This is a genomic window from Blautia luti (assembly GCF_013304735.1).
GTDB lineage: Bacteria > Bacillota > Clostridia > Lachnospirales > Lachnospiraceae > Blautia_A.
In genome coordinates this window covers 25,994-50,299 of sequence record NZ_JAAITI010000023.1, presented here as the reverse complement: position 1 = coordinate 50,299, position 24,306 = coordinate 25,994, and the positions used below count along the sequence as shown (strand labels likewise).

Genomic DNA, 24,306 nt, shown 5'->3' with positions numbered 1-24,306 from the left:
ATGGCAAGGAAAAGCAGAAGAAATAAAAATGTTGAGGCTGTTAGTAATCAGATTATAGAAAACTGTGAGAATCTGATAGATACCGGAGCGTATATTCGATTATCTGTTGAAAATGGTGGAAATGAAACGGACGAAACTTTAGTTGTACAACAAATGCTGGTTGAAAAGTTCATAGAGGAGCATCCGGATTTAAAATTGGCAGGTACATATATAGACAATGGATTTAGCGGAACTAATTTTGAACGACCAGGCTTCTTGAAACTCATGGAAGATGTCCGGTCAGGAAAGATTCAGTGTATTGTTGTAAAAGACTTATCACGTTTTGGCAGGGACTATCTGGAAACAGGATATTATCTGGAAACGATTTTACCAAGGTTAAATGTAAGGTTTATCGCAATTACAGATGATTATGACAGTTCCAGAAAAGAGGACAGGGAAAACATCAGTGTTCCATTAAAAAATATGGTTAATGCCATGTATGCAAAAGATATGTCAAAAAAGATTCTGGCTGCAAAAGATGCACAGCGAAAAAAGGGAAATATTACTTTATCAAAAGTAGCATTTGGATATGTCCGTTCAGAGGACAGGCACAGACAGATTGTTGATGAAGAGGTTGCACCATTTGTAAGGATGATATTTCAGTGGTATATGATGGGAGTCAGCAAAAAGAAAATTGCCGATAGATTAAATCTCATGGGAATTGCAACACCTGGACAAAGAGAAAAAACTGGTGTATTGACTGTTCCGTTAGAACAGACAAAGTGGAGAACGGATACAGTAGATAAGATTGTGAATAACCCTACATATGTTGGAGATATTGTAACCGGAAAGTTGAAGCAGTCATTGTATAAAGGGATAAAGCAGTATAGAACTTCGCCGGAGGACTGGAATGTTCAGAGAGATATGCATACGCCGATGATCGCAAGGGATGATTATGAAGAACTGCAGGAAAGGTCAAATAAAATAAAAAAGGTCACAAGAAACTGGCATTTAAAATATATGGAGGACAGAGAAAAATACAAAGACTGTTTTCCAGGTATGGTTCGATGTGGAGATTGTGGACGTCCAATGTATTGTGTCCGCTATACCCATAATTATAAGACAATGGAGAAAGTAGGAATTTATTATACCTGTTCTGCTCAAAATTATACGAATAATTATTGCAGTCAGAAGATAGAAGAAAATCTGCTGAAGATACTTGTGATGGATCAAATTCAGATTCTTATAAGAAGTATGTGTGACAGAAAAAAGCTGTTACAAAAATTGAAAAGTGATTCCAGTGAGAAAAATGCTTTTTATGAAGCAGGTGCAAAAGTGCGAATGTTGGAAAGAAAAATAGCGCAGGCAGAAGAAAAGAACACTGTATTGTATGAGGACTATGTAGGTGGGATTGTAGAAAAAGAGGACTTCGATATGATGAAAGAGCGTTATATCCGGGAGTTACAAAATCTGAGGGATGATTTGCAAATTGCAAAACAGAATCAAAGAATGTTGGAGAAAAAAACTGACAGATATATGAATATGGTCAGCAACTTGGAGCAGTATCTTTCTGACAGGAGCTTCAATGAAGCACTGGTACAGGAACTTGTAGAATATGTGGAGATATATAAAAACGGAAGCATTCATGTGTGCTTCAAGTGTGATGATAAATATAAACAGATAACAGAATTGATAGAGGGTGTTAAAAGTGCGTAAGAATGGATTGTATCTGAGGTTATCTATTGCAGATGGAGATTTGGGAAAAGACAATAAGGATGAAAGTAACAGTATTGATAACCAGAGAACGCTTCTTGTAAATTTTGTTCAGGACAGGGATGATCTGTCAGATGAATATATAGAGTATGTGGATGACGGTTATTCGGGAACTAATTTTGAACGTCCGGCGTTTAAACGCATGATAGAGGATGCGAAAACTGGGAAAATAGATACGATTATTGTAAAAGATTTTTCACGATTTGGCAGAGATTATATTGGTGTAGGAGATTATCTGGAGCAAGTACTTCCAATACTGGGAATCCGTTTTATCTCATTAAACAATAATTATGACAGCAATGATTATTTAGGAAAAACTATGGGAATGGATATGGCAATTCACAACTTGGTCAACAACCTTTATAGCAAAGACATTTCTAAAAAGCTGAAAAGTGCATTGAGAGTGAAATGGAGAAATGGTCAATGGACTGGTGGGAAGCCTCCATTCGGATATTTGCGAAATAAAGAAACTGGAGAATGGCTGATAGATCCGGTAGCTGGAAAGTATGTAAGAATGGTTTTTGATAAAGCAATTGAGGGATGTAATACTTCTCAGATTTCATATTACATGAATGAGCAAAAGATTCCTACGCCGGGAAGATATAATAAAGAGAATGGTCTTACGCATTATGGATATAATCAAAAAATGCCAGAGTCGGAAATTCTGTGGGATTGTGGCATGGTTCGAGCCATTCTTGGAAGATATGAATATACAGGAGCTTTAGTGCAGGGAAAACGACAAAGTATTGCGGTTGGCAGTAAAGTAACCAGAAAATCGAGGGATAAAGATGTGGTTATTACAAAAAATGTTCATCCGGCAATCGTGTCAGAGAAAGAATATGAAATAGCAAAGGCAACTATCGCATTTATGAAAAAACCAGATTACCGGGGTACAAGAAAGTTTGCATTGAAAGGAAAAGTCAGATGTGGGAATTGCAGACGATCAATGGTATTGATGGAATCCGGTGCTAATGACAGGGTATATTGTCCACATAAAAAGATGACAGGAAAATTTGCCAAGTGTTCAGACGAAATGGTTTCTGTTTCAATTATAGAAGGGCATGTATGGTATGCTTTAAAACGTGTCCTTTATGTATTGGATGCTATACAGTTGGATTTTGAGGAAAAGACAACTAATTTAGATAGTGTCAGAAGAAAAAAGATAAAACAGCTAGAGGCTGAGAGTAATGTGTTAAAAAGTGAGAGAATACGTCAGTATGAATCGTATGCGGAAGGTATTATAACGAAAGAAAAGTATATGATGAAAAAAATGCAGATTACGGATCAAATGAATGGCATACAGGCAGAGATAGAAACACTCACACGTTTATCGGCGGAGGAAGAAGCATATAAAAGTAAAGTGGCATCTGCTGTTGAATTACTGGAAGGGGAAATGCAGCATGAGAAGATTACAAAAGAACTTGTAAATGCCACGATTGATACAGTTTATGTATATGATAAAAAGAGGATAGAGATAGTATTCAGTTTTGATGATGTTTTGATGAAAGCAATAGAAAAATACCAGAAAGGGGTAAAGGAAGCATGACATTTAAAAATTTTGTATGTAAAGGAATCTTAGTATTTGCAGGGCTGCTTCTGCTTGGATGGATTGGAAAATATATTTATATGGTGGATGGGGAAATTGACTGGTTCAGATTTATGCTGGTTTACGGAGTGCCAGTGGGAATCCCACATATGTTTATTATAATTCCCTGGCATTGGGATTTATCCGGTATCCTTGGAATGGTTGCTCTGTGCGTAATTGTAGGCGGGATATTTGGTTGTGTGATTGCAGCATGGCTTGGAATCCGGGCGGTATGGTATATGGTGGGATTTCCAATTAGCAAGATTGTGGCGATACATAAAAGGACTTGCTAAAAATAATAGTATGAAATATGACCACAGGTGTAAAGTGATATGCCTGTGGTTTTATTTTGCCATTTATATGATGCGGAAGATGTGATAAAATATCAATCAATAAATCAATGGGAGAAATGAGATATGTTAGATGATGAAAAATGCCTGTGTGGTTCAGGACGCTTGTATTCCATGTGTTGTAAACCGTTTAGTGGACAGGGAATAGAGAATTATAAAAAAGAAATCGACAGCAAAAATTATATTAAAGCGTATTATGTAGCTGTGGCGATGCTTTCTGATTATCTGGAAGATGTAAGAAAGCATACGAACAGAATATTGAAGGATAACCCTGTAATTGGAAGATTTGTGTTACATAAAGATGTAAATGCACTATCGGAGTTGGCAGATCGTATTTTTCACTGCATACCAAAAGGAAATACAGATAACTGGGGAGAACGATTTGAATTTATAAAAGGATTGGTGGATGCAGAGGACTGGAAGAATGAATGTGAATATTATCAGCTATTGTATTATGAACTGAATAATGATAAGGGAAAATTCTCAGAGCAGATTGAGGCTATTGTAAAAAATACAAAAGTGGATGTACATACAGACCAGAGAATGTTGGAACTGTTGCGGTCTGTCATTTTACCGTCAGGACAATTAACGGAGCTGCTTAAATTGGATGATATTTTGATTGAAAAGACGGATAGTTCCTTAATGAAATTGAAATATAAATTTGATAAGGCAATACAGCTTGCATTGGTTTCTGATAATACAAGTGCGAAAAAGATTGCAGATGAAGTGATGGCAGAACTGGAAAAAGAAGATTTATATACAGAAGATGAAGTGTATTCGCAGGATGTTATTGCAATGATGTATGAAATGTATCATAACTTTGATCCAGACGTAAAGTGGCTGGAAAAAGCATTGCATGTGCGTGAAAAAATGAACATTAAAAAGTTTACTGAAGCCGGAAAGGTAAAATATTATTCTGACATTGCCTATACATACTGGAAAATGGGAAATTATGAAGTTGCAGAACAGGATTTTTGCACAAGTCTTGAGTATGCAAAAACAGCATTTGCACAGATATATTTGTTGGATTGTTTGGTAGAACAAAAGAAAATCAAAAATCTGAAAGAGTATCTGGAGAGTGTGGAATTTGAAGATATGGGAGCCGATAGCATAGACTTTCTTATAATTGTAGGCAATGCAGCTATACAGCTTAATGATAACGACAGTATAGAACTGATCAAGCGTTATATCAAGGAAACAAATATAGAAGTTCCATATTATAAGTTTTACTTGAAAGAATTAGAGTTAGAATTAGAAAAGAAAAGTGGTAAAATCATGCGACTGCTTAATAAGCTAAGTCCATTGAGAAAGTATCTGATCCTGCAACCACAATTAAACGGAATTGGAATTAATGTAGAAAAAATTTTGGAAGATCTAAAAAAATAGACTATACATGATGAGTGAGGGAAACGTTTTGTGACGCTTCCCTCAAATTTTTTTCTATAATCATTTTCTGTAATAGTGATAAGGAATCCTCCGAAAATTATTTAGTGTCACGCAGACAGTCTTTTATGAGTTGAACAGATTTTAAGATCCATTCCATTTCTTGCGGTGTGCAATCAGATAACAGGTTTTGTATTTTCTGATAAGACGGATCTGAAAAAGTGGAATCCGGTATGTTATTAGTGGAATTACTCGCAGGAGCAGTCTTGTGAATTTCTGTATTGTCATTAAGAAGCTGATTCTCTAATTCCTGAAGCGTTTGAGTATATTGTTCCCTTTCAGAGCCGGTCATTTTGTTTAAGAAAGAAACGTAAGTGCTGAGCTTCTGATTGATTATTTGATTTTTGAATGAAAGAGTAAGGGTGTCAGGAATGATATTTCCGTTTGTATCTTTCTGAGAATCAAAGTTTAAATCCAGTTGCTCGTTCATTTTAAATATAAGTGAGAGCAGATCGGAAACTGTATGAATATCAAAATCCATAAAAATATTGATACTAATGCCCAGGGCCTGTGATATTTTCAAGAGTTGCTCCGGCTTGGGCTTGCGTTCATCAGACTCGTATTTTTGCAAAGTGCTTATGCTTAAACCAGTAGCCTGTACAAGTTGTTCCTGAGTGAACCCATGCATAGTTCTAAAGTATTTGATTTTTTCGCCAACGGTCATTATCGCTACCTCCATAAAGGGATTATAACATATTTTTTACTGTTAAATACACAAAAATATATAAAAATGTATTGACACATACAAATGTATGGTATATATTAAAAACACATACAAAAGTAATATTTAAGTAAAACAAGACATACAAAAGTGATAGCAAGAATGAGTTAAGTGATACTTAAATAGAAGCAATTTTGGAACAAAAATATATGTTAGTGCAACTTAAAGTACAGTTAAAAAACAGGAGGAAAAAGCGATGGCAGAAATCATTTTTGGAATTGATCATGGAAATGGAAATATGAAGGGAGAGAATGTATGCTTCCCATGTGGACTTGTCAGATATGTGTCTGAACCGGGACGCTTTATGAATGAAGATATTTTGGAGTATCAGGGAACATATTATACCCTGTCAGATACAAAAATGCCGTTTAAAGCTGATAAGACAGTAGATGATGATTACTTTATTCTCACATTATATGCTCTTGCAATGGAAGCTCGTAATAAAGGAATTACATTAACGGGAAAAGATGTAGTGCTTGGCGTGGGATTGCCACCCGCAGATTACGGTCAGCAGGCAACTTCATTTAAGAAATATTTCTTAGATCATGCAAAACATGGAATCAGTTTTAAGATGAATGGAAAATCCGTTAATTTCTATTTAAAAGATGTATTTGTCAGCCCACAGAATTTTGCAGCAGTCATGTGTTTTAAGGCAAGTCTTTTGAAGAAATATAGAACGGTAAACTGTATTGATATTGGGGATGGAACAGTTGACCTTTTGGTAATCAGAAATGGAAAACCGGATTTATCAGTTCGTGTCAGTGATCGTTCCGGTATGGCTGTTCTACGGTCTGAAATATCCAATGCGATTCAACAGAACTATGGCATTCATTTGGATTCGTCAGATGTAGAACAGGTTTTAATGCAGGAAGAAACCATATTAGATGAAAAAATCATACTGGAAATTCAGCGAATGGCAGAAAACTGGTTACAGAGAATTATCAATAAACTACATACCCATGTAACCGACTTTAGAACAAATCCGGCGGTCTTTCTTGGTGGAGGAAGTCTTTTACTCAGAAAACAGATTGAAAATTCCCCGGAATTTAAATATGTGGAATTTATTGATGACGTCCGGGCGAATGCGATTGGATATGAAAAACTGACAACAGCACGTCTGCGGAGAGGGTAGGAGGTGCTGGTCATGGGACAGATTAAGGTTGTATTGATATTTAATGAAGATGATGAACGTCAGAGAGAAGCAGGAGAATACTTAAAAACCAAGAAAAGATGCAAGACAGCACTTGTGACAGAATTGGTTCAGGCGTGGATGAAGAATGGAGAAGCAGGAACAGGAACATACACAGGAGCAGTGAGCATAGACGCTATCAAAAAACAGTTACTTCAAGACAAGGAGTTTTTGTTAGAAATAGAAAAATCAATGGGCGGAACGAGTTGTCGAGAAGTCGAGGAAACAGAGCCAGAAGATAGTGATAATCTGGATATGGACGAGGATATGATGCTTGCAGGAATGTCAATATTTGAAAACGAAATTTAAAATGTATCGAAGTACCGCTGAACATAGAATAAGTCTGTTTGGCGGTATTTTTATGCTTTTTTGTTATAGTGGGATATGATAGAATAAGTTTAAATCCTTTGTAACTAAGGGGACCTTGGAATTATAGAAAGAGGAAGTTGCATATGAGAGAAGCTGATTTTTCAGAACGTATTAAGACAATTCTTTGTGAACGTGTTGGGGGCAGATGTTCAAATCCAAATTGTAGAAGGGAAACATTAGGTCCTCATAGAGAGGGAGATAAACGATTATCAATAGGTGAAGCCGCCCACATTTTAGGAGCATCACCAAAGGGCGCAAGATATGATGCGAGAATGACAAAAGAAGAAAGAGAATCTATAAATAATGGAATATGGTTATGTAGTGCTTGTCACACATTAATTGATAAAAATCCAGACGAATATCCAGTAGAAGAATTGCTAAAGTGGAAGATGATAGCGGAATATGAACAAGAACGACGTCTGAAGGGAGAAGATATAGTTTCTTTTCAAAGCCAGCAGATGGAAAGGAAAAAGGAAGCATTAAAGCAGGTCAAGTATGCAACTGATTGCTTCCATGATTTGTTGGAATATTCATATAAATATTGGAAAATGAATTTTGCACAATCTTTTTCTAATCCGATTGATTTACAAAATGAAATAGATGATCATCATTTTATGTATGAAGAAGAATTGCTTCACATAAATAAATATCTTGAAAAAAGGGATGATCTTTATGAGGCGCTAAATCAACATTCTCTTGAATTGGGAAAACAAGTAGTAGAATTGTTGAATGAATATATAAATTTGACAACATTCCAATATTATGATGATGGTATAGGAATGGCTAATAATTATTGGTCTTCATTTTTTAATATGATTTCTAAGAATATAGATAATTTAAGAAAGATTAAAAAGGAAACAGATGATATACTATATTCTATGTATTCAGCTTAAACTGACGGAATAAACTACAATATAAAATCGTAATGGACAACATCGCAAGGAAGCAAGACCGCAAAAGTATAAAAGAAGGGTGCAGAAATAATAAAGTTTCTGCGCCCTTAAATTATTTGCCTGGTTTGTAGTTGCGTAATGCAGTTTTGGTTGATTTTATAATTTCCAGTAAAAATTCTTTTTCCTGATTGCTACAATCAGAAGTAAGCTCTTTTATATCGGCATCAAATTTTGAAACCAGTACAGGCGTATTGTCATATAAAAGCTGATCTACAGTAGTATCAAGGCTTTGAGCAATGCCGAGCAATGTTGCAAGGCTTAATTTGGTATGTCCGTTTTCGATACTGCTGACATAGGTAGGGGCAACGTCGATCATATTTGAAAGTGTTTCCTGAGTCATTTTTTTTGACAGACGTGCAGTGCGGATCCTTTTACCGATAGCAAGATAATCAATTTCTACTTCCAAACCTGTCACCTCCTAGACTTTGACTATTAGTTAAGATTTATTGCGAAACTCCACACACATTTGATATTCCTTATTGTATTCCCAAAAAAGATATATTATAATGAAATATAAGTAGAAGTTTAATGCAATTATTCACATGTAGTAGAAAAAAGAGCAAAAGACACCGGGGGCATCAAATTTGGAAAGTATAAATACGGGTGTTGAATTTTATTCAAATGTGAAAGCCTCGGAGGTGGAATGGGTATGGTACCCATATATTCCCTGTGGGAAGATTACAATGTTGCAGGGAGATCCGGGAGAGGGTAAGTCAACACTGATTATTCATGTTGCAGCGATACTAACAAAAGGCGGATATTTGCCAGATGGACAGAAGATAAAAAAGCCAGAGATGGTAATATATCAGTGTTCAGAAGATGGAAAAGGAGATACGATAAAACCAAGGCTGGAACAGGCTGGGGCTGATTGTAGTAAGGTTGCATTCATAAAGGAAGATAATGATGAATTGACACTGGAAGATGAACGTATAAGAAATGCTATTATACAGATCAGTGCGAAAATGGTTGTGCTTGATCCGATACAGGCATTTATCGGTCACAATGGAAATATGACAAATGCAGTAAAAATGCGAGAAATCTTATCAAAGTTATCCAAGGTGGCAGCAGAAACTAATTGTGCAATAGTATTAGTTGGACACATGAACAAAAGTGGTGGTGGAAACCAATTATACAGAGGATTAGGCAGTATTGACATTGCGGCAGCAGCGAGAAGCATTCTTATGGTATCCAGAGATAAAGAAGAACCTTGGAAACGGTATATGTTTCCGGTAAAATCAAGCCTTGCACCAGAAGGAGAACCAATAGGGTTTGAACTGGATAAGAAAAAAGGGTTTCGATGGATTGGAAAATGCCAGATAAATGTGGAAGAGTTGCTTAATGTTGAGAAAAGCACAGGAAAGAAAGATATTGCTGTAGAATATCTGCAAAAACTGTTATCAGTAGAAGATTTAGCAAGTACCTATATTTATGAAAAAATGAAAGAGTATGGTATTGCAAAAAGAACGGTACAGGAAGCAAAGAAAATTGCTGAAATAAAAGCATATAAAAAAGGTAAAATCTGGTACTGGCATATGGAAGTGGGGGACAGCATATGAACGAACAGGAAAAACATGCTGCAAGCCAGGAAGAACGGAAAGAAAAGATTCGTGCAAGGTATAAGGGCGTGGATCGCAGCGAATTAGAGTTCATTCCTGCGAAACAGAAAGAAAAATTATTTGAAGATGCAGGCACCAAAAGGGTGTGTGCTTATTGCCGTGTGTCTACAGATGATGCCAATCAGACATCTTCATATGAACTGCAGAAAAATCATTATGAAGATATGATAAAGGAACATGCAGGGTGGACACTGGTTGGGATATATGCGGATGAGGGAATTTCCGGCACATCTTTACAGCATAGGGATGAATTTAATCGTATGATCGAGGATTGCAAAGTAGGGAAAATAGATTTAATAGTTACCAAAAGTGTATCACGATTTGCCAGAAATATTGTGGATTGTATTGCTAAAGTTCGTGAATTAGCAAATATGAAACCGCAGGTAGGCGTATTTTTTGAAACAGAGCATATTTACACACTTGATAATACGAGCGAAATGATGCTTGCAGTGTTATCGGCAGCAGCACAGGAAGAATCACATACGAAAAGTGAAATTATGAATATTTCTATTGAACAACGGTTTTCAAGAGGAATATTTCTGACACCCAAACTCTTAGGTTATGATAAGGACGAGGATGGGAATTTAGTTATTAATGAGTCGGAAGCAGATACGGTTCGCTTGTGTTATTATCTGTTCCTGAGTGGCTTTCCTACTTCTGAAATTGCTGAAATTTTGATGGATTTAGGACGTAAAACTAAATTAGGAAATACAAAGTGGACAGGAAGTACAGTTGTAAATGTTCTACGCAATGAAAGGCATTGTGGGGATGTTTTATCAAGAAAAACTTTTACACCTAATTACCTGGATCATAAATCAAAGAAAAATAACCATGATCGGAACCAATATAGACAGACCGATCACCATGAAGCTATTGTGAGCCGGGAGATTTATAATGCAGCGCAAAAAATGCTGGATGCAAGCAAATATATGAAAAAAGGGTATCCATTGCCAACTTTACAGGTAGTGGATCAGGGAGCTTTAAAAGGCTTTGTGCCTGTAAATCGTGCATGGAATGGATTTTCGTCAGCAGATTATGAAAAGGCATCATTAAGTGCTTATTCTGAAAACAATAATGAAATTTGTGCAGAGAAAACGGAAAACCGAGGATTTGATTTAAGTGGTTACGAAATTGTGAGGGCGCAGTTCTTTTCAACAAGATTTGATCCGGCAGTAACGATTTCTTCGGGGAAAATTGTATTTAATACAGCTTGTTTGAAGAAATTTGAAGATGTAGAGTATGTAGAATTGCTTTTTAATTCTGTGGAAAAGTGTATTGCAGTTCGTCCATGCGAAAGAAGCAGCATAAATGCTATAAAATGGGGAACTATACGAGATGGACGATGGGCGGTGCTTCCAAAAAGCTGTAAAGGATTTTCAGAGCCATTATATGAGCTTATGGGATGGAATAAAGAATGCAAGTATAAATTGCGTGGACAGTTTTGTGGTAGTGCAGATGAGCAGGTAATGATTTTTGAGTTAGAAGAACCAGAAGTGCTTGTACAGGAGAAAAATGCAGAACAATCTGCGGAAGAAGTGGAGAAAAAGCCAGAAGAAGCTCAAAAGCCAGTAAAGAAGATACTTTATCCGGAAGCCTGGATATATAATTTTGGAGAGTCTACAAATAGAACAGTATTTTTACAGAGAGTGGCATATAGAGGAAACTGGGATATACTGCGCCCTGCAACAACTGTTGAAGGGATGGAGATTATAACCAGAGAAGTTCTTGATGATCTGTTGGAGTCAGCAGAGAAATTGATAGATAAAATGAGGTGTGCTAATTATGTATGATACAGCGGAGTATACGGACGAAAAAGAAATTGTTGATCAGAAAGCAATCGAGTTGGCAAAGGATTTTAGTTATGAGGGGTATCAGGTTGTCAGACGAGAACTGTTTGCTCATTTAAGGGAACCGGCTGTCGTGATCCGGAGAGATAGTGTGACATTTAATACAGCCTGCATCGCTGGTTTAGAGGATGCAGTTTACATACAGATACTTGTGAACCAGGATAATAAGAGAATGGTTGTCCGAAAATGTGAGGAAAATGATAAAGATGCACTTCGTTGGTGTGTGGCAAAGCCAGATAAGCGTAAAAGCAGAAAAATGACAAACAAAATCTTCTCTGCAATGATGTATGAAATGATGGGATGGAATCTGGATTGCCGATATAAGATTTTGGGACACAAGATTACTTTTGAAGATGAAACAATTTATGTGTTTGACTTGATGGAAACGGAGATATTCCTGGATATTAAAGGGAAAAGAGCGAAAAAAGACACAGAAAGTCAGACTACTATTGAAAATGCTAATAATATAGAAGAAACAGCATCAAGTGATACAGATACTGAATGTTCAGCAGAAGAAATAAAGAGAAAGAACCGTATACCATTTTATCCAAAGGAATGGAAAGATTCTTTTGGTTTACCAGTGGAAGAACATAGGAAAGCACTGGAAATAAATATGCTGGATGGTTATGCAGAATTTACAACAGGAAAATAGACAAAGGGGAAAGTCTGCCCTAAAGATGGGAGGTATCAGTGTGCAGGAACATAATATAGTGATACCAGGGATTTCGCTATGCCAAAAATGGGGGAAAATACGGATTTTTCATTCAACGATAGTGGCATTGGGCGAACCAAAGTACATACGATTTTTGTTTAACCCTGAAAAGCGGGGATTGGTGGTACAGGCATGTGCCAGAAAAGAAGCAGAGTGTTTTCGTGTGCCTAAATATAACCCGGAAAATTGGGAATTTAAGATCAGCAGTGTGCCAATGCTGCGAATGATATGGAAAACGTGTGAATGGGATACAGAAAAGACGTATCGTTTGACGGGTATATGCCATTCAGAGTACAATCTGGTGGAATTTGATATGAAGCAGGCAACGGTGCTGACAGTGGAAGAATTTTAAGAAAACAGCGTAAAATAGGGACTTCTGAGAGATCAGAGGTTCTTTTTTTGTGCTGTTTTTGAGGGTGATTGCATGGTGTGGTGATGAAAAATTTTCTCTGAAAAAAAGTTGTTTCTATCTTTACATCAGGAGGGTCTATGAGTTTGGTGGGAACTAGACCGATTCTGCCGGATGAGCTGGAGCAGTATGAGCTGCATCATAGGGCTAGGATTGCGATTAAGCCGGGGATTACCGGGATGTGGCAGGTTAGTGGCCGAAGTGATATTACGGATTTTGAGGAGATCGTGAGGCTGGATACGGAGTATATTTCGGAGTGGAATATTGGGTTGGATATAAAGATACTTTTTAAGACTGTGTTGGCGGTTATTAAGAGGGATGGAAGTTGTTGATGTCGAATGTTGGACTTGACTGTTTGAGTTAGATGGGTATAGTCTAGTGGCAGCTGAAGAGTTTAACAACCCAGAAAAAACGGTAGTCAATATACAGGGGCTACCTTCGTTTTATTGGATGCACTTCAATGATGGAATCCCATATCGGGAATTGAAAAGATTTACATTAAGCAATATCGCAAGAGGAAATCTTCTTCAGCAAGCTGAAAAAATGAAACGTCGTGGTATGACGGAAATTTCTACTATTAAAGCGGTAGGCCATGTGATTGGAAGAACGGACTGGGATGAAGCTTGTACTAAAGAGATTAATCCCAAAGTACAATACCATTTCTGTAATGAATCATTAAGAGATTCATTCTATTCAGGAAATTGGGAATATCAGAATTGTGAAAAGGAGGACTGCGATAGTGCATATAGTAACTGGCAAGGAATCGCTATTTAGAGTTAGGAAAAATGGCTATTTTGTTCCATTGTTCTTAGTTGGATTATTAGTTACCGTATATGTATTCTTAAACACACCGTTATTAGCCGGAACAGAGATTTTTTTTACTATACCGTTAACGTGGACAATTTGCATCTGCATATTTAGCGATATAATTGCATACCACGAAAATGGTTTTGCATTAAAAATTTTTTATTTGCTTTTGACATTAAAATATTTAATGCTACCAATATATACATGCTATATCGGGGAATTTAGTGGGGAATTTGGTTATTATTCTCCCGATGCATATGTTTTTGCAATTATTATGCAAAATTTGGAATTGTTGGTTAGCTGTAGTGTGATTAAGTATTCATATGGAAGAACCTATATTAAAGAAAGACAAAAAAATCAAAATAGATATTCATATTTCAATAAAATGAGTTTGGGCGGCTTGATTGTCTTGGCTGGCGCTGTAGGTATCGTGGCAATTAGAGGATTAAATCGAATGCTCAGTAAGATGAGATTCGGCCTTATTACTGAAGCTATGGATGAAGAATCTATGTATGGCTACGACATTTGGTTGGCGCAAACAATGATGGCTTTTTTGGTTATTATGGTGGTTGAGTTTTTTTCTGAAAGAGAAGAAAGAAAACCAGGAATAGTAAACTGCATAATACCGGTTATAACAGTTGTTCTTACGTGTCTATGTACATTTGGAAACAATAGAACGATGATAGTTTATTATGCGATTTGCGGTCTGACAGTCCTGCTGAAAGCTTTTCCTGAAAAAAAGAAGCTTTTTTACTCGATAGTTGGCCCGTCGTTCTTATTAGTGGTTATCAGCTTTACATTGCTTAAGCAGTTTCATGTAGATTTAAGTGGAACTTCTGGAATGAAAACGATGCGAACAGATGTTTCTGGTATCCAACAATATTTGACATCATATTTGTGTGGTACGGAATCCATTGCGAAATGTTATCATTTGTATAGTGAAACCGGCAATCAAATGCAACTATTGACGCTGTTTTCGGATATTGCCAATAAAACAAGTATTCTTGGATTGCCTGGATTAAATCGAATTGTACAATTATTTAAAAATATACCTACATCGTATAGTTTGGCAATGTATTGGGTTGAAATTGTTCCGATTGTAGGGCAGGCTATTTTTTACGGTGGTTATGTGATGGGACCATTTATTGATGTGATTGCTTATATTGTTGTGATACGCTTGCTAGTGCGGTGTGAGATAAAAGGGAAGCTAGCAAATGAGATTGAAAGCGCATATTTGTTCACATGGCTGGCTGGTATATTTTCTTTTTGTATGTGTCGATCTTTAGCGGTTATGTACGCCAATTGCAGCTATATCCCATTTTACCTATCAATTGCACTAATGATTAATAAATACCTAAGAATAAGGCGAAGAAAGAAAAAAATGGGGGGAATTAATTAGTATGGAGAATACTTGTGTATATGCGCCGTTGGTTTTGTTTGTGTACAATAGACCTGATCACGTGAAAATGAATCTAAGAAAGTTAAATACAATTAAGTGCATTGAGAATACTGAATTGTTTGTTTTTTCAGACGCTGCCAAAGGAGAAGATGATAAAAAAGCGGTTGAGGAAGTAAGACGATTTATTAATGATTTTATTGTAAATGAGTCGAAATTTAAGTCGATAAAAGTATTTTTGGCAGAAACTAATAGGGGGTTGGCTGATTCAATTATAAATGGTGTCTCGAGTATAATACATCAATATGGTCGTATTATAGTGTTAGAAGATGATTTGGCTGTGTCAGATGATTTTATTGAGTATATGAACGATGCCTTGAATTTTTATAGTAACAAAGAAAATATATGGGCAATTAGCGGTTACACATTTCCAATGAAAGCTTTAGAGGATTATCCTGAAGATATTTACATTGCCTGCCGTGGATGTAGTTGGGGGTGGGCGACATGGGAAGATCGATGGAAAACAGTTGATTGGGATGTGTGTGATTATAAAAATATTAAGTTTAATATAAAAAGAAGATTGGAGTTCGGTAAATGGGGGCAGGATATGCCATTTATGTTGGATGCCAATATGTATGGCTATAATCACTCGTGGGCTATACGTTGGTGTTATTCGGCATATAAACAAAACCGCTATACTGTGTATCCTAAGTTTTCTAGGATAGTGAGCAATGGTACTGATGGAAGTGGAACTAATTACCAAAAGAAAATAACCAAATATAACAGTGTTCTATATGATGGTGAGAAAAAATGTGTCTTTTCAGATGTTGTGGTTAATGAAAAAATCAGAAAAGAATTTCGACGGCATCATATGAATTCATTGGGAATTATTAGAGCAAGTATAAAATGGGGATTAGTTAAGTGCGGAATTCTCAGACATAAAAGAAAATAATGAGAGGATTAAAATGTTGTTGGGTCACTATTGCTATAGAGTGGTTGAAAAAATCCTGCGGAAGGGAAACATAATAATTACATATTTTACTTCTGTAGGACTAAAAAATATTAATATGGGATTAGTTGCAGATCTTTCTGAACCATATATTATCGAGAAAAAAGAATTATATGCAGATGACTTATACTTGGGACCGGATTTTTTAATTGACAAATACACTTTATTGGATTGTAGTATAGTGAATTCGCCACATCTTGAGTTTGTGAAATCATTTATAGATAAAACAAATTGTCAAGATACAGATTATGCAAGAAGATGGGAAATGGGAACATTGGATTGGAGAAGACCGATGCCGATATGTATAAGTATAGATGAATGGAAAAAAGCATCACCACTGAAATATAATGAAGTACTCAGTGATGCTTACGAACCCATTAAAGTATATCACTACAATGATAAATATTATATATACGATGGGAAGCATAGAGCAGCCTTGTGCTACTTACTGGATAAAAAGGTTAGGTGCAATGTGATCCCGTCAGGAAAAGCCTGATCCAGAAAAGAAGTCAGCTTGATCTTTGCAGAGGTACGCTGCTTCATAAGTACCTGACGGAAACGACCGAGGTTCTTGAGGTGCATGAGATCAATATCTTGCTTATCATAGAACCGATGAGGCTGCACCATAAGGGTCTTGGCAATCAGAAGCGTGTCAACACGATCCGTTTTTGTCTTGCGAATGTTGTTTTTTCGCATAGCAGACGTTTGGATCGGATTAATGACACAAACATGAAAATGCCTGGAAACGAGGAATTCGACAAGGTTATTGCCGTAGTGAGCCGTTGATTCAAGACCAATGACGAGGCTGTCTGATTCAAACTGATTCAGTTTGGACAGCAGCAAACGGAAGCCGTCACTGTCGTTTGAGAATTTGAACGGTTCTACGAGCACTTCGCCGTCAGACGAGATGATGGAAGCGAAATGGTTGAGCTTGGCAATGTCAATGCCGACGTAAATCATGGAATTTCTCCTTCCTCGTGTTGATGCTGCGACATCCGTATACGATCATCATCGTAGACTTGATTGAAATCAGTGCTCAGCTATGGCCTTAACCGTCGCTGTCACATCCAGCTAATGAACAATTCAGATGATGTAACGGCTATACACTCCTTAAAGTAGTTGAACTACAGAAATTAATAAGTAGTCCACAGCATCTGAATGTATCTTAGTCGCTGGCCAACAAAAATGAAAGGAAAGTATGATTTTCGCTTCCGTATTTATCATACAAAAGAAAAATGGGAAGTTCTAGGTCAAAGAAGGCTTTTAGAAACACAATATGTCAATTACTGCTAGAAGCGATAACAGCGATTTGTGGCTTGATCTTGCCGAGACTCATCCTCTCATATTTTGGGTCAACATATAATGGAATAGTGCAATCAATAAGTCAATTTATAAGCTGTATTGCGCTTTTGAAATCAGGAATTGGTAGTGTTACGAGGGCCGCTTTATATAAGCCTTTATCCAAGAATGATAGCATCGGAATAAGCGAAATAATTAATGCAACAGAACAATTTATGCGAAGAATCGCAGTGATATTTGGGATTTTTGTGGTGGCTTTTGCATGTGTATATCCACTTATTGTTTCCGAAGATTTTTCATGGTTCTTTGCTTTTACACTTGTATTAGTATTGTCTATTAGTACTGTTGCGCAATACTTTTTTGGCATGACATATCAAATGCTAATAGAAGCAGATCAGAATAATTACATAATTGCTATTACCCAAATGATTTCTATTATTGCTAATACAGCAATATCAGCATTACTAATTGTGCTAGGTTTTTCAATCCATGTGGTAAAATTAGGTAGTGCGATAGTATTTGTTATTCCGCCAGTTTTCTATTTGTTGTATGCCCGTAAGAAATATGGTATTGATAAAAAAGTGCCAGCTAATACAAAGCTAATAGCGCAAAGATGGGATGCGTTCGGTCACCAACTTGCTAATTTTATTAATAACAATACAGATATAATAGTTGCAACTGTATTCCTAGGAGTCCGAGAGGTTTCTGTATATGCAGTGTACAGTATGATTTCAAGTAATATAAGAAAAATAGTCAATTCAGTATCATCCGGAACCACTGCAGCCTTTGGTAATATGATTGCAAGAAATGAAGATTCAATACTCAAAAAAAGATTCGAGCAATATGAATTGCTGACTTTTCTTGTATGCTATATTTTATTTACTTCGGCGGCAGTTTTGTTTATACCATTTGTTGCAATTTACACAAAGGGAATAACGGATGTGAATTATATACGTTACGGTTTGGCCGTTTGTTTTTGTACAGCCGAGTTTTTTGCATGTGTTAAATTAGTGTATGAAAATGTGGTTTTTGCAGCGGGAAAGTTTAAACAGACAAAAAAGACAGCTTATGCAGAGGCGGCAATTAATATCATTGCATCAATCATATTGGTGCAATTTATAGGGCTTTCTGGTATTTTGATTGGAACAATATGTGCAGGAGTATTTAGAACATTGATGTATAATATGTATGCATCGAAGAATATAGTTCATCGATCTTCGTGGAGGATATTACCTAAAATTATATATGTTGCAATATGTGTAGCCATTTCCGCATATATAGCAGGGTTGTTGCCAGTTGCTAAAGTGAATACTATTGGCGCATGGCTGGTTTGTGCATTTGTCGTCACGATATGTTTTACGATAATTGGTGTTACGTTCTCGTATTTGTTTTTCAAAGATGACACTAAAGCTTTATTCAATATGGTGGTTGGAATACTTAAAAGAAAATAATAAGCTTGAAAAGAGGAATTGCTTTAATGAAAATACTATTCTCGGTTGTTGTGCTAAAGGGAATTGGAGGAATTGAGTCCTCATTGTTAAATATATTGAATAATTTGTGCTGTGATACAGGATATGTAATTGATCTTTGCGTTATAGGAAATTATATCTCGCCTACAACGGTTATTCCCGGAAATGTACATGTTATCCAGGGAAATCGAATTCTTGAATATGCGTGCTCAGAACTAAAGGATTTGAAAAAAAATAAATCAAGGTCACAGATTATAATGGCTGTTTTAGTTAAATGCTTAAAAAAAGCGATTGGATATAAAAGAATATTAAATTTCTGTCTTAAATCCATGAAGAATAAAGAAAAATATGATGTCGCAATTTCATTTTCAAATGATAAGTTTAATGGGGAATATATTGGTGGATCCGATGATTATATTCTTAGATGTTGCGATGCACAGAGAAAAATTGCATGGATACATAACGATGCTAGACAGCATGGAATGACAAAGGAAATATGTTTGGCGCATTATAAAGATTTTGATTATGTGGTTAATGTTAGTGAGGGTTGTAAAAAAATTTTTGATGAGATAGTACCTGAGTATAAAGGTAAATCAAAGGTTGTGACCAATACATTGAATCTAATGGGCATAGAAAAAAGAAAATCAGGAACATCTCCATATAAAAGTAATGGAAAAATTAACTTGCTTACAGTTGCACGAATGGATAACCAACAGAAGCGAATCGATAGAGTACTAGATTGCTGTAGAAAGTTTAAAGAGGAAAAAATAAACAATGTTTTCTGGACAGTAGTTGGTGATGGACCGGATTTCGAGATGCTAAAAAAACAAGCGGCTCAATTCGAATTAGATGATTATTTAGTGTTCGTCGGTAGAAAGAGTAATGCTATCCCGTACATGCAGTATGCGGATTTGTTTGTTCAAACATCAGATTATGAAGCGTATAGCATGGTGTTAATAGAAGCTCTTTCTGTTGGATGCCCTTGTATATGCACAAATTATGAGTCTGCCCATAATATCATTGAAAACGATGTAAATGGTTGGCTGGTAGAAAAAACAAGCGAGGCTATTTATGAAAAAATAAGAGAAACAATAGAGAGAATGGATTCAGTGAAAGCTATGAAGAAAGATTGCATCAATTCATGTATTAAACTAAATAGAATGGCTTTGGACTCTTTTGAACAGTTGATAAAAGAGTGATAGGAGAGGGAGATATATGCTAAAGAACATAAAAGATTATTTGTGTAGGATTCCTTATTCTATTAAGCTTGTGATCTTCAACAAAACGCATGTAAAGAATTTCTTATTTACTTCTTCACAGGTAACTAAAGATAAGATAGGACATAATGTATACCTTGGAAAAGATGTTAAGTATGTAGGTGAGATAAAATCTGGTTATATAGGGGATTATACATACATAAATGGAGCATTAATTTATGATGGGGTTTCAATTGGTAAATACTGCTCCATTGCATACAATGTTTGTATTGGCCCAGGAGAACACTATTTGAATAGGTTGTCAACTTATCCAGTGAAGATACGCTTGTTGAACAAATCATGGGAGGGAGTGTTTCCGGAAACAAAAAATACAGTGATTGGGAATGATGTTTGGATTGGAAATAATGTTACCATTATGTCTGGTGTTAATATTGGAGATGGTGCTGTTATTGCAGCGGGTGCAGTGGTGACACATGATGTTCCTGCTTATGCAATTGTAGGAGGAGTTCCAGCTCGAATAATCAGATACCGTTTTAATGAATTAACGATTGAGAGATTGCAAAAACTGGAATGGTGGAATAAGGACTATAGTTGGATTTGTAAACATGAAGTGTTATTTTGCGAAGACATTTGCAAAACGAGTGATGCTGTAAGTGAACTTTTTACCTGCGAGAGGGAAAATAGAGAAGGTTGAGGCTGATTTAAAAAATGCATCACGTATTTATATCCCAATTAAGCTTGAACGCATAGCTTTAGACGATAATGTGAATTATGAACTGGCAATATTTTGCAAAACAGGGGAGAACTGAATATGTTGTCAAAGCTGATATATGATGAAAATGGTTGGCTGTTTGAAAATCCCCAGGAGAATATTGTTCACGATATTACTATTGATGACATTTACCAGCTTCTGAATTACGCCGAACAAGATGAAATGTGGGCTGTAGCTGTTAAAACAGAAGTGACCAACAGAGATGAGGCAATCAAAAACGGTACATACGCAAAGAAAACGGACTGGCTTACTGAAGAGTTTCAAATAATGCAGACAAGTGGGACTGTGATTCAGATGCCATTTGGACTGCGTATTATTACATTTCCAAGCAAGCGGCAATTATTCCGTGGCGAAATCCAAGATTATCATCGGTCGATACCATCTTTGAACCGGATGTTTAAGGATGACATGGATGAGAAGGAAAAAGAACTCACTCGAGTAATTGAGCATTTAGGGACCACAGTGGGGTCAGGTACCAATGTGGTAAACATAGCGTCAACTTAAGAGAAAATCAGTCTTAGAGAAGCAACAGATTTTAAAGAGAAATAGGAAAAGAAGAAGCAGGGAAGAAAAATAAGCGTAGGAAACCAGGGTCATACGATCAGAAAAATCGAAAGCCTGAATAATAAGCAGAAATTATGAAATTAAAGATTAAAAAGAAACTTTAAGATTCCTGAAATGTGTACGTCCTTTGGCTTTGTTCTTCTTTCTGCGGAAGGACCTGCCAGGAAGGATCTGCGAGCGGCACCGGCAGGCATCAAGAAAGAGAGAATCAATGGAAGAAAGGGAAGTTTTGCAGGATAAAATCTGAGGAAAAATCTTTTTCATGCGGCCAATGATATAAGATCTATTAGCCTGATAACGGTGTTTGTTAGAACTTTTAGAAGAAATACGGAGTTGCTGATCAACATCATTTTTAATGAGAGAAGAAAGATTGGAGAGAAGCATAGAGATATAAAATTCCTGAAAAACAGAGACGGAGGTAGCACCATTGAAATCTTCAATGGCGAGTCTGCTTTTCAATTCCTTATATTTCGTTTCCACAGGCCAGCGGTAAAAGTAGAGTTCACGGAACATATCGGGAGTAAAAGAAGAGTCGAGAAGATTGGTGGCAAGGTATTCTTTGGAACCATTGTCAAGGATAACTTCGATAACCCGAACAGTAATACCAGAGATTATGGAGAGGGAGTCGCCGGAACAGTTTTTAGAGATCTTGAAGTTGTCTTTCAGGCGCATAAGACAGAGATGCCCCTGAGAAGTACAGTGGCAGAAGAGATCCTGAGAATAATAGCCCCGGTCAAAAATAACGATACTGTTATGGAAGATCCCGAGATCTTTAAGGATTTTGAGATGTTCGATAGCGGCAGAACGTTCGGAAGCAAGATAATGATGTAGAGAAGCGTGGACGATATAATCATCGAGGACATCATAAATAATAGAGGAAAGAGCCATGGAGAACTGGCGGTTAGGATCTGGATGCCCAAAAAGTTTTCCAAAAAAGTCGAAGTTAGAGGGGGAATTAGGAAGTTCAAGTTTGGAGCCATCAACGGCGAAAAGATGGAGGCCATGCCAAAGTTTTCTGGCAGGGATATGCTTGTAAAAAAGGTCAACGGAGAGGTAGAAAAGCTCCTTAAATAAGTCAGGGGAAATAAACTGCCTGGCTTTGGAAAGAGCCTGTTTGGAAACGGAAGGAAAGTCCAGCTGAGGGAGATCTTCACGGATAGAAGAGAGATTTTGATACATGGAAGCTTTGGAAGAATAAAAAAGATACATAATAATGTGGAGCATAGAGAGTTTACGGCTGCGGATGAAACGATTTTTGGCGCGATGGGGTTCCAATTTGGAAGGATCTGTAATATAATTTTTAATGAATTGGATGATTGTTTTGCAGATAGTGATTCGATTCATAGAAACCTCCTGAAAATGTAATTGAATTTCTCCGGGGCGGGAGATACTATTTGATTAAGAAGCCGCGAAGCGGCTGCATTTTTGGGAGGTTTTGTCAATAGTTTTTTTAAGAAAAGAAGGAAGAATTCTTTGAAATGCAGGTAAAACAAGGCTTGAGAGAATTCTAAAATTTTTATGAACTTCTTAAGTTGACCACAGTGGGGTCTGACCACAGTGGGGTCAGGTACTCGAAAGCTGGGATAAAAGTTCTGTGAAAAGAGTATAAACTATAAACTATAAACTGGCATCTGCTTGCGGAACACACTAGGCAATGCTATTAAGCTAGATGTTCGATAAAGTGTTCGGTATGATTAAAAGAAACATGTATGTAATAAAATTACAAGAAAAAGAGTGAGAATTATCGGTTTTGGACACGACAAACAGACAGATCAGGGTCATCTGTCTGAGGGGAAAAATATTCCATTGTTTTTACCACAGTGGGGTCAGGTACTCGAAATGAGGGATGTGGGCATATGTCAAAAATGTTATTGACATATGCCTTTTATAGAGCTATTATATAAGAAAAGCGAGAAAGGAGCAGTTTATGCCGAGACCAGTAAAATGCAGAAAAGTTTGCCATTTCCCCAATGTTTTAGAATTTCTTCCGGCAGACGATACTGACAAAAAAACACCCATTGTTCTGACGGTAGATGAGTACGAGACAATCCGTCTTTTGGACAAGAAAGGTTATAGTCAGGAGCAGTGCGCAGCATCTATGCAAGTCGCAAGAACAACCGTTCAACGGATTTACGAGATTGCCAGGAAGAAAATAGCAGATGCTCTCATTGATGGATATCCACTCAGAATCGAGGGTGGGGATTTCAGAATCTGTGACGGCCAGAGCAGTAACTGCAACCTTGGAGGGTGTTACAAGCAGGAAATTTACAAAAAATATGCAGTGGAAAAAGGAGAGGGTATCATGAGAATAGCAGTAACATATGAAAACGGACAGATTTTTCAGCACTTCGGACACACAGAAACATTTAAGATTTACGATGTAGAGGAAGGAAAAGTAGTACATTCAGAAGTAGTAGATACGAATGGAAGCGGACACGGTGCATTGGCGGGAGTTCTTAATGCATTGAATGCAGATGTTTTGATCTGTGGCGGAATCGGAGGCGGCGCACAGACAGCGTTAGCGGCAGCCGGCATTAAGCTTTTCGGAGGAGTTTCCGGAGATGCGGATGAAGCAGTAGAAGCTTTTATCAATGAAACACTCGATTATAATCCGGATGTTAAGTGTTCTCATCATGAGCACAGCCACGGGGAAGGACATACATGTGGCGAGCATGGATGTGGAAGCCATAGCTGTCATTAAGAAAAATAGCAAAAAATAATAATACACAAGGATGTACAAAGGCGTTTTGCAGTCATTATTACAAAGAGTTTTTGTTTTTATCAGCAGTGATAAAAAATGTACAGGTAGTTCGAGGACTGAGAAAAG

The 24,306-nt window shown here is 36.8% G+C and carries 24 protein-coding genes and 1 pseudogene; 21 read left to right on the top strand and 4 right to left on the bottom strand.

Translation table 11 applies throughout. The features are described from left to right. The 4 genes from G5B06_RS12570 to G5B06_RS12555 all read left to right on the top strand — a co-directional run bounded on the left by G5B06_RS12570 (position 1) and on the right by G5B06_RS12555 (position 5,073). Positions 1-1,695, top strand: a complete 1,695-nt coding sequence (locus G5B06_RS12570) for a recombinase family protein (RefSeq protein ID WP_029730858.1) — start codon at positions 1-3, stop codon at positions 1,693-1,695. Next, positions 1,688-3,298, top strand: coding sequence for a recombinase family protein (locus G5B06_RS12565; protein WP_173772210.1), 1,611 nt, complete (start codon positions 1,688-1,690; stop codon positions 3,296-3,298). Before G5B06_RS12570 ends, G5B06_RS12565 begins: the two co-directional genes overlap by 8 nt. Continuing rightward, entirely contained in the window at positions 3,295-3,630 is a 336-nt protein-coding gene (locus G5B06_RS12560; RefSeq protein WP_029730860.1) for a DUF6050 family protein, read from the top strand. Before G5B06_RS12565 ends, G5B06_RS12560 begins: the two co-directional genes overlap by 4 nt. A 123-nt stretch (positions 3,631-3,753) precedes the next feature. After that, entirely contained in the window at positions 3,754-5,073 is a 1,320-nt protein-coding gene (locus G5B06_RS12555) for a hypothetical protein (protein WP_029730861.1), read from the top strand. 97 nt (positions 5,074-5,170) lie between these two features. On the opposite strand, the gene G5B06_RS12550 is transcribed toward G5B06_RS12555, so the two are convergent. After that, entirely contained in the window at positions 5,171-5,794 is a 624-nt protein-coding gene (locus tag G5B06_RS12550; protein ID WP_173745063.1) for a helix-turn-helix domain-containing protein, read from the bottom strand. 253 nt (positions 5,795-6,047) lie between these two features. Between G5B06_RS12550 and G5B06_RS12545 the strand changes: the two genes are divergently transcribed. From G5B06_RS12545 to G5B06_RS12535, 3 genes are all read left to right on the top strand, one after another. Then, positions 6,048-6,983 carry a ParM/StbA family protein gene (locus tag G5B06_RS12545; protein WP_021860389.1) on the top strand — a complete coding sequence of 312 codons (936 nt, stop codon included), beginning with the start codon at positions 6,048-6,050 and terminating at the stop codon, positions 6,981-6,983. Between the two features lie 12 nt (positions 6,984-6,995). Further along, positions 6,996-7,349, top strand: coding sequence for a hypothetical protein (locus G5B06_RS12540; protein ID WP_021860390.1), 354 nt, complete (start codon positions 6,996-6,998; stop codon positions 7,347-7,349). 143 nt (positions 7,350-7,492) lie between these two features. After that, positions 7,493-8,302, top strand: a complete 810-nt coding sequence (locus tag G5B06_RS12535; protein ID WP_173772208.1) for an HNH endonuclease — start codon at positions 7,493-7,495, stop codon at positions 8,300-8,302. A 112-nt stretch (positions 8,303-8,414) separates the two neighbouring features. Here G5B06_RS12535 and G5B06_RS12530 read toward each other — a convergent pair whose 3' ends face one another. Then, complete coding sequence (locus G5B06_RS12530) at positions 8,415-8,768, bottom strand: helix-turn-helix domain-containing protein (protein ID WP_021860392.1); 354 nt, start codon at positions 8,766-8,768, stop codon at positions 8,415-8,417. 178 nt (positions 8,769-8,946) lie between these two features. On the opposite strand from G5B06_RS12530, the gene G5B06_RS12525 reads away from it, so the two are divergent. From G5B06_RS12525 to G5B06_RS12485, 9 genes and pseudogenes are all read left to right on the top strand, one after another. Next, positions 8,947-9,918 (top strand): AAA family ATPase, encoded by a 972-nt coding sequence (locus G5B06_RS12525; RefSeq protein ID WP_021860393.1) that lies wholly within the window; start codon positions 8,947-8,949, stop codon positions 9,916-9,918. Then, positions 9,915-11,768, top strand: a complete 1,854-nt coding sequence (locus tag G5B06_RS12520) for a recombinase family protein (RefSeq protein WP_173772206.1) — start codon at positions 9,915-9,917, stop codon at positions 11,766-11,768. Before G5B06_RS12525 ends, G5B06_RS12520 begins: the two co-directional genes overlap by 4 nt. After that, positions 11,761-12,477: an integrase gene (locus tag G5B06_RS12515; RefSeq protein WP_173772205.1), complete on the top strand. Its 717-nt coding sequence runs from the start codon at positions 11,761-11,763 to the stop codon at positions 12,475-12,477. Before G5B06_RS12520 ends, G5B06_RS12515 begins: the two co-directional genes overlap by 8 nt. 40 nt (positions 12,478-12,517) lie before the next feature. Beyond that, positions 12,518-12,889 (top strand): hypothetical protein, encoded by a 372-nt coding sequence (locus G5B06_RS12510; protein ID WP_114001415.1) that lies wholly within the window; start codon positions 12,518-12,520, stop codon positions 12,887-12,889. 131 nt (positions 12,890-13,020) lie between these two features. Next, positions 13,021-13,278, top strand: a pseudogene (locus G5B06_RS12505) (sugar transferase); the annotation flags it as partial. 46 nt (positions 13,279-13,324) lie between these two features. Continuing rightward, a complete protein-coding gene (locus tag G5B06_RS12500) occupies positions 13,325-13,720 on the top strand; it encodes a hypothetical protein (RefSeq protein ID WP_173772201.1) in 396 nt (131 codons plus the stop codon). Beyond that, positions 13,686-15,152, top strand: coding sequence for a hypothetical protein (locus tag G5B06_RS12495; protein ID WP_173772198.1), 1,467 nt, complete (start codon positions 13,686-13,688; stop codon positions 15,150-15,152). Before G5B06_RS12500 ends, G5B06_RS12495 begins: the two co-directional genes overlap by 35 nt. Position 15,153: 1 nt before the next feature. After that, entirely contained in the window at positions 15,154-16,101 is a 948-nt protein-coding gene (locus G5B06_RS12490; protein ID WP_173772197.1) for a sugar transferase, read from the top strand. Positions 16,102-16,114: 13 nt separating this feature from the next. After that, on the top strand, positions 16,115-16,654 hold the full coding sequence (locus tag G5B06_RS12485; protein ID WP_173772195.1) for a hypothetical protein: 540 nt from the start codon (positions 16,115-16,117) through the stop codon (positions 16,652-16,654). Here the strand turns inward: G5B06_RS12485 and G5B06_RS12480 are convergent. Next, positions 16,600-17,118: an IS110 family transposase gene (locus G5B06_RS12480; protein WP_173772193.1), complete on the bottom strand. Its 519-nt coding sequence runs from the start codon at positions 17,116-17,118 to the stop codon at positions 16,600-16,602. The two genes, G5B06_RS12485 and G5B06_RS12480, sit on opposite strands and share 55 nt — an antisense overlap. Positions 17,119-17,567: 449 nt before the next feature. Between G5B06_RS12480 and G5B06_RS12475 the strand changes: the two genes are divergently transcribed. The 4 genes from G5B06_RS12475 (at position 17,568) to G5B06_RS12455 (ending at position 21,419) form a co-directional block, all read left to right on the top strand. Beyond that, positions 17,568-18,908 carry a lipopolysaccharide biosynthesis protein gene (locus tag G5B06_RS12475; protein ID WP_173772191.1) on the top strand — a complete coding sequence of 447 codons (1,341 nt, stop codon included), beginning with the start codon at positions 17,568-17,570 and terminating at the stop codon, positions 18,906-18,908. A gap of 5 nt (positions 18,909-18,913) precedes the next feature. Beyond that, positions 18,914-20,125, top strand: coding sequence for a glycosyltransferase (locus G5B06_RS12470; RefSeq protein WP_173772189.1), 1,212 nt, complete (start codon positions 18,914-18,916; stop codon positions 20,123-20,125). Between the two features lie 16 nt (positions 20,126-20,141). Further along, positions 20,142-20,837 carry a CatB-related O-acetyltransferase gene (locus G5B06_RS19255; protein WP_202030858.1) on the top strand — a complete coding sequence of 232 codons (696 nt, stop codon included), beginning with the start codon at positions 20,142-20,144 and terminating at the stop codon, positions 20,835-20,837. Positions 20,838-20,954: 117 nt separating this feature from the next. Continuing rightward, on the top strand, positions 20,955-21,419 hold the full coding sequence (locus G5B06_RS12455; RefSeq protein ID WP_173772187.1) for a hypothetical protein: 465 nt from the start codon (positions 20,955-20,957) through the stop codon (positions 21,417-21,419). Between the two features lie 147 nt (positions 21,420-21,566). Here the strand turns inward: G5B06_RS12455 and G5B06_RS12450 are convergent, their stop codons facing one another. Further along, positions 21,567-22,823 carry a transposase gene (locus G5B06_RS12450; RefSeq protein ID WP_173772185.1) on the bottom strand — a complete coding sequence of 419 codons (1,257 nt, stop codon included), beginning with the start codon at positions 22,821-22,823 and terminating at the stop codon, positions 21,567-21,569. A 583-nt stretch (positions 22,824-23,406) separates the two neighbouring features. Here G5B06_RS12450 and G5B06_RS12445 point away from each other — a divergent pair. Then, complete coding sequence (locus G5B06_RS12445) at positions 23,407-24,180, top strand: NifB/NifX family molybdenum-iron cluster-binding protein (protein ID WP_148447085.1); 774 nt, start codon at positions 23,407-23,409, stop codon at positions 24,178-24,180. Positions 24,181-24,306: the final 126 nt, after the last annotated feature.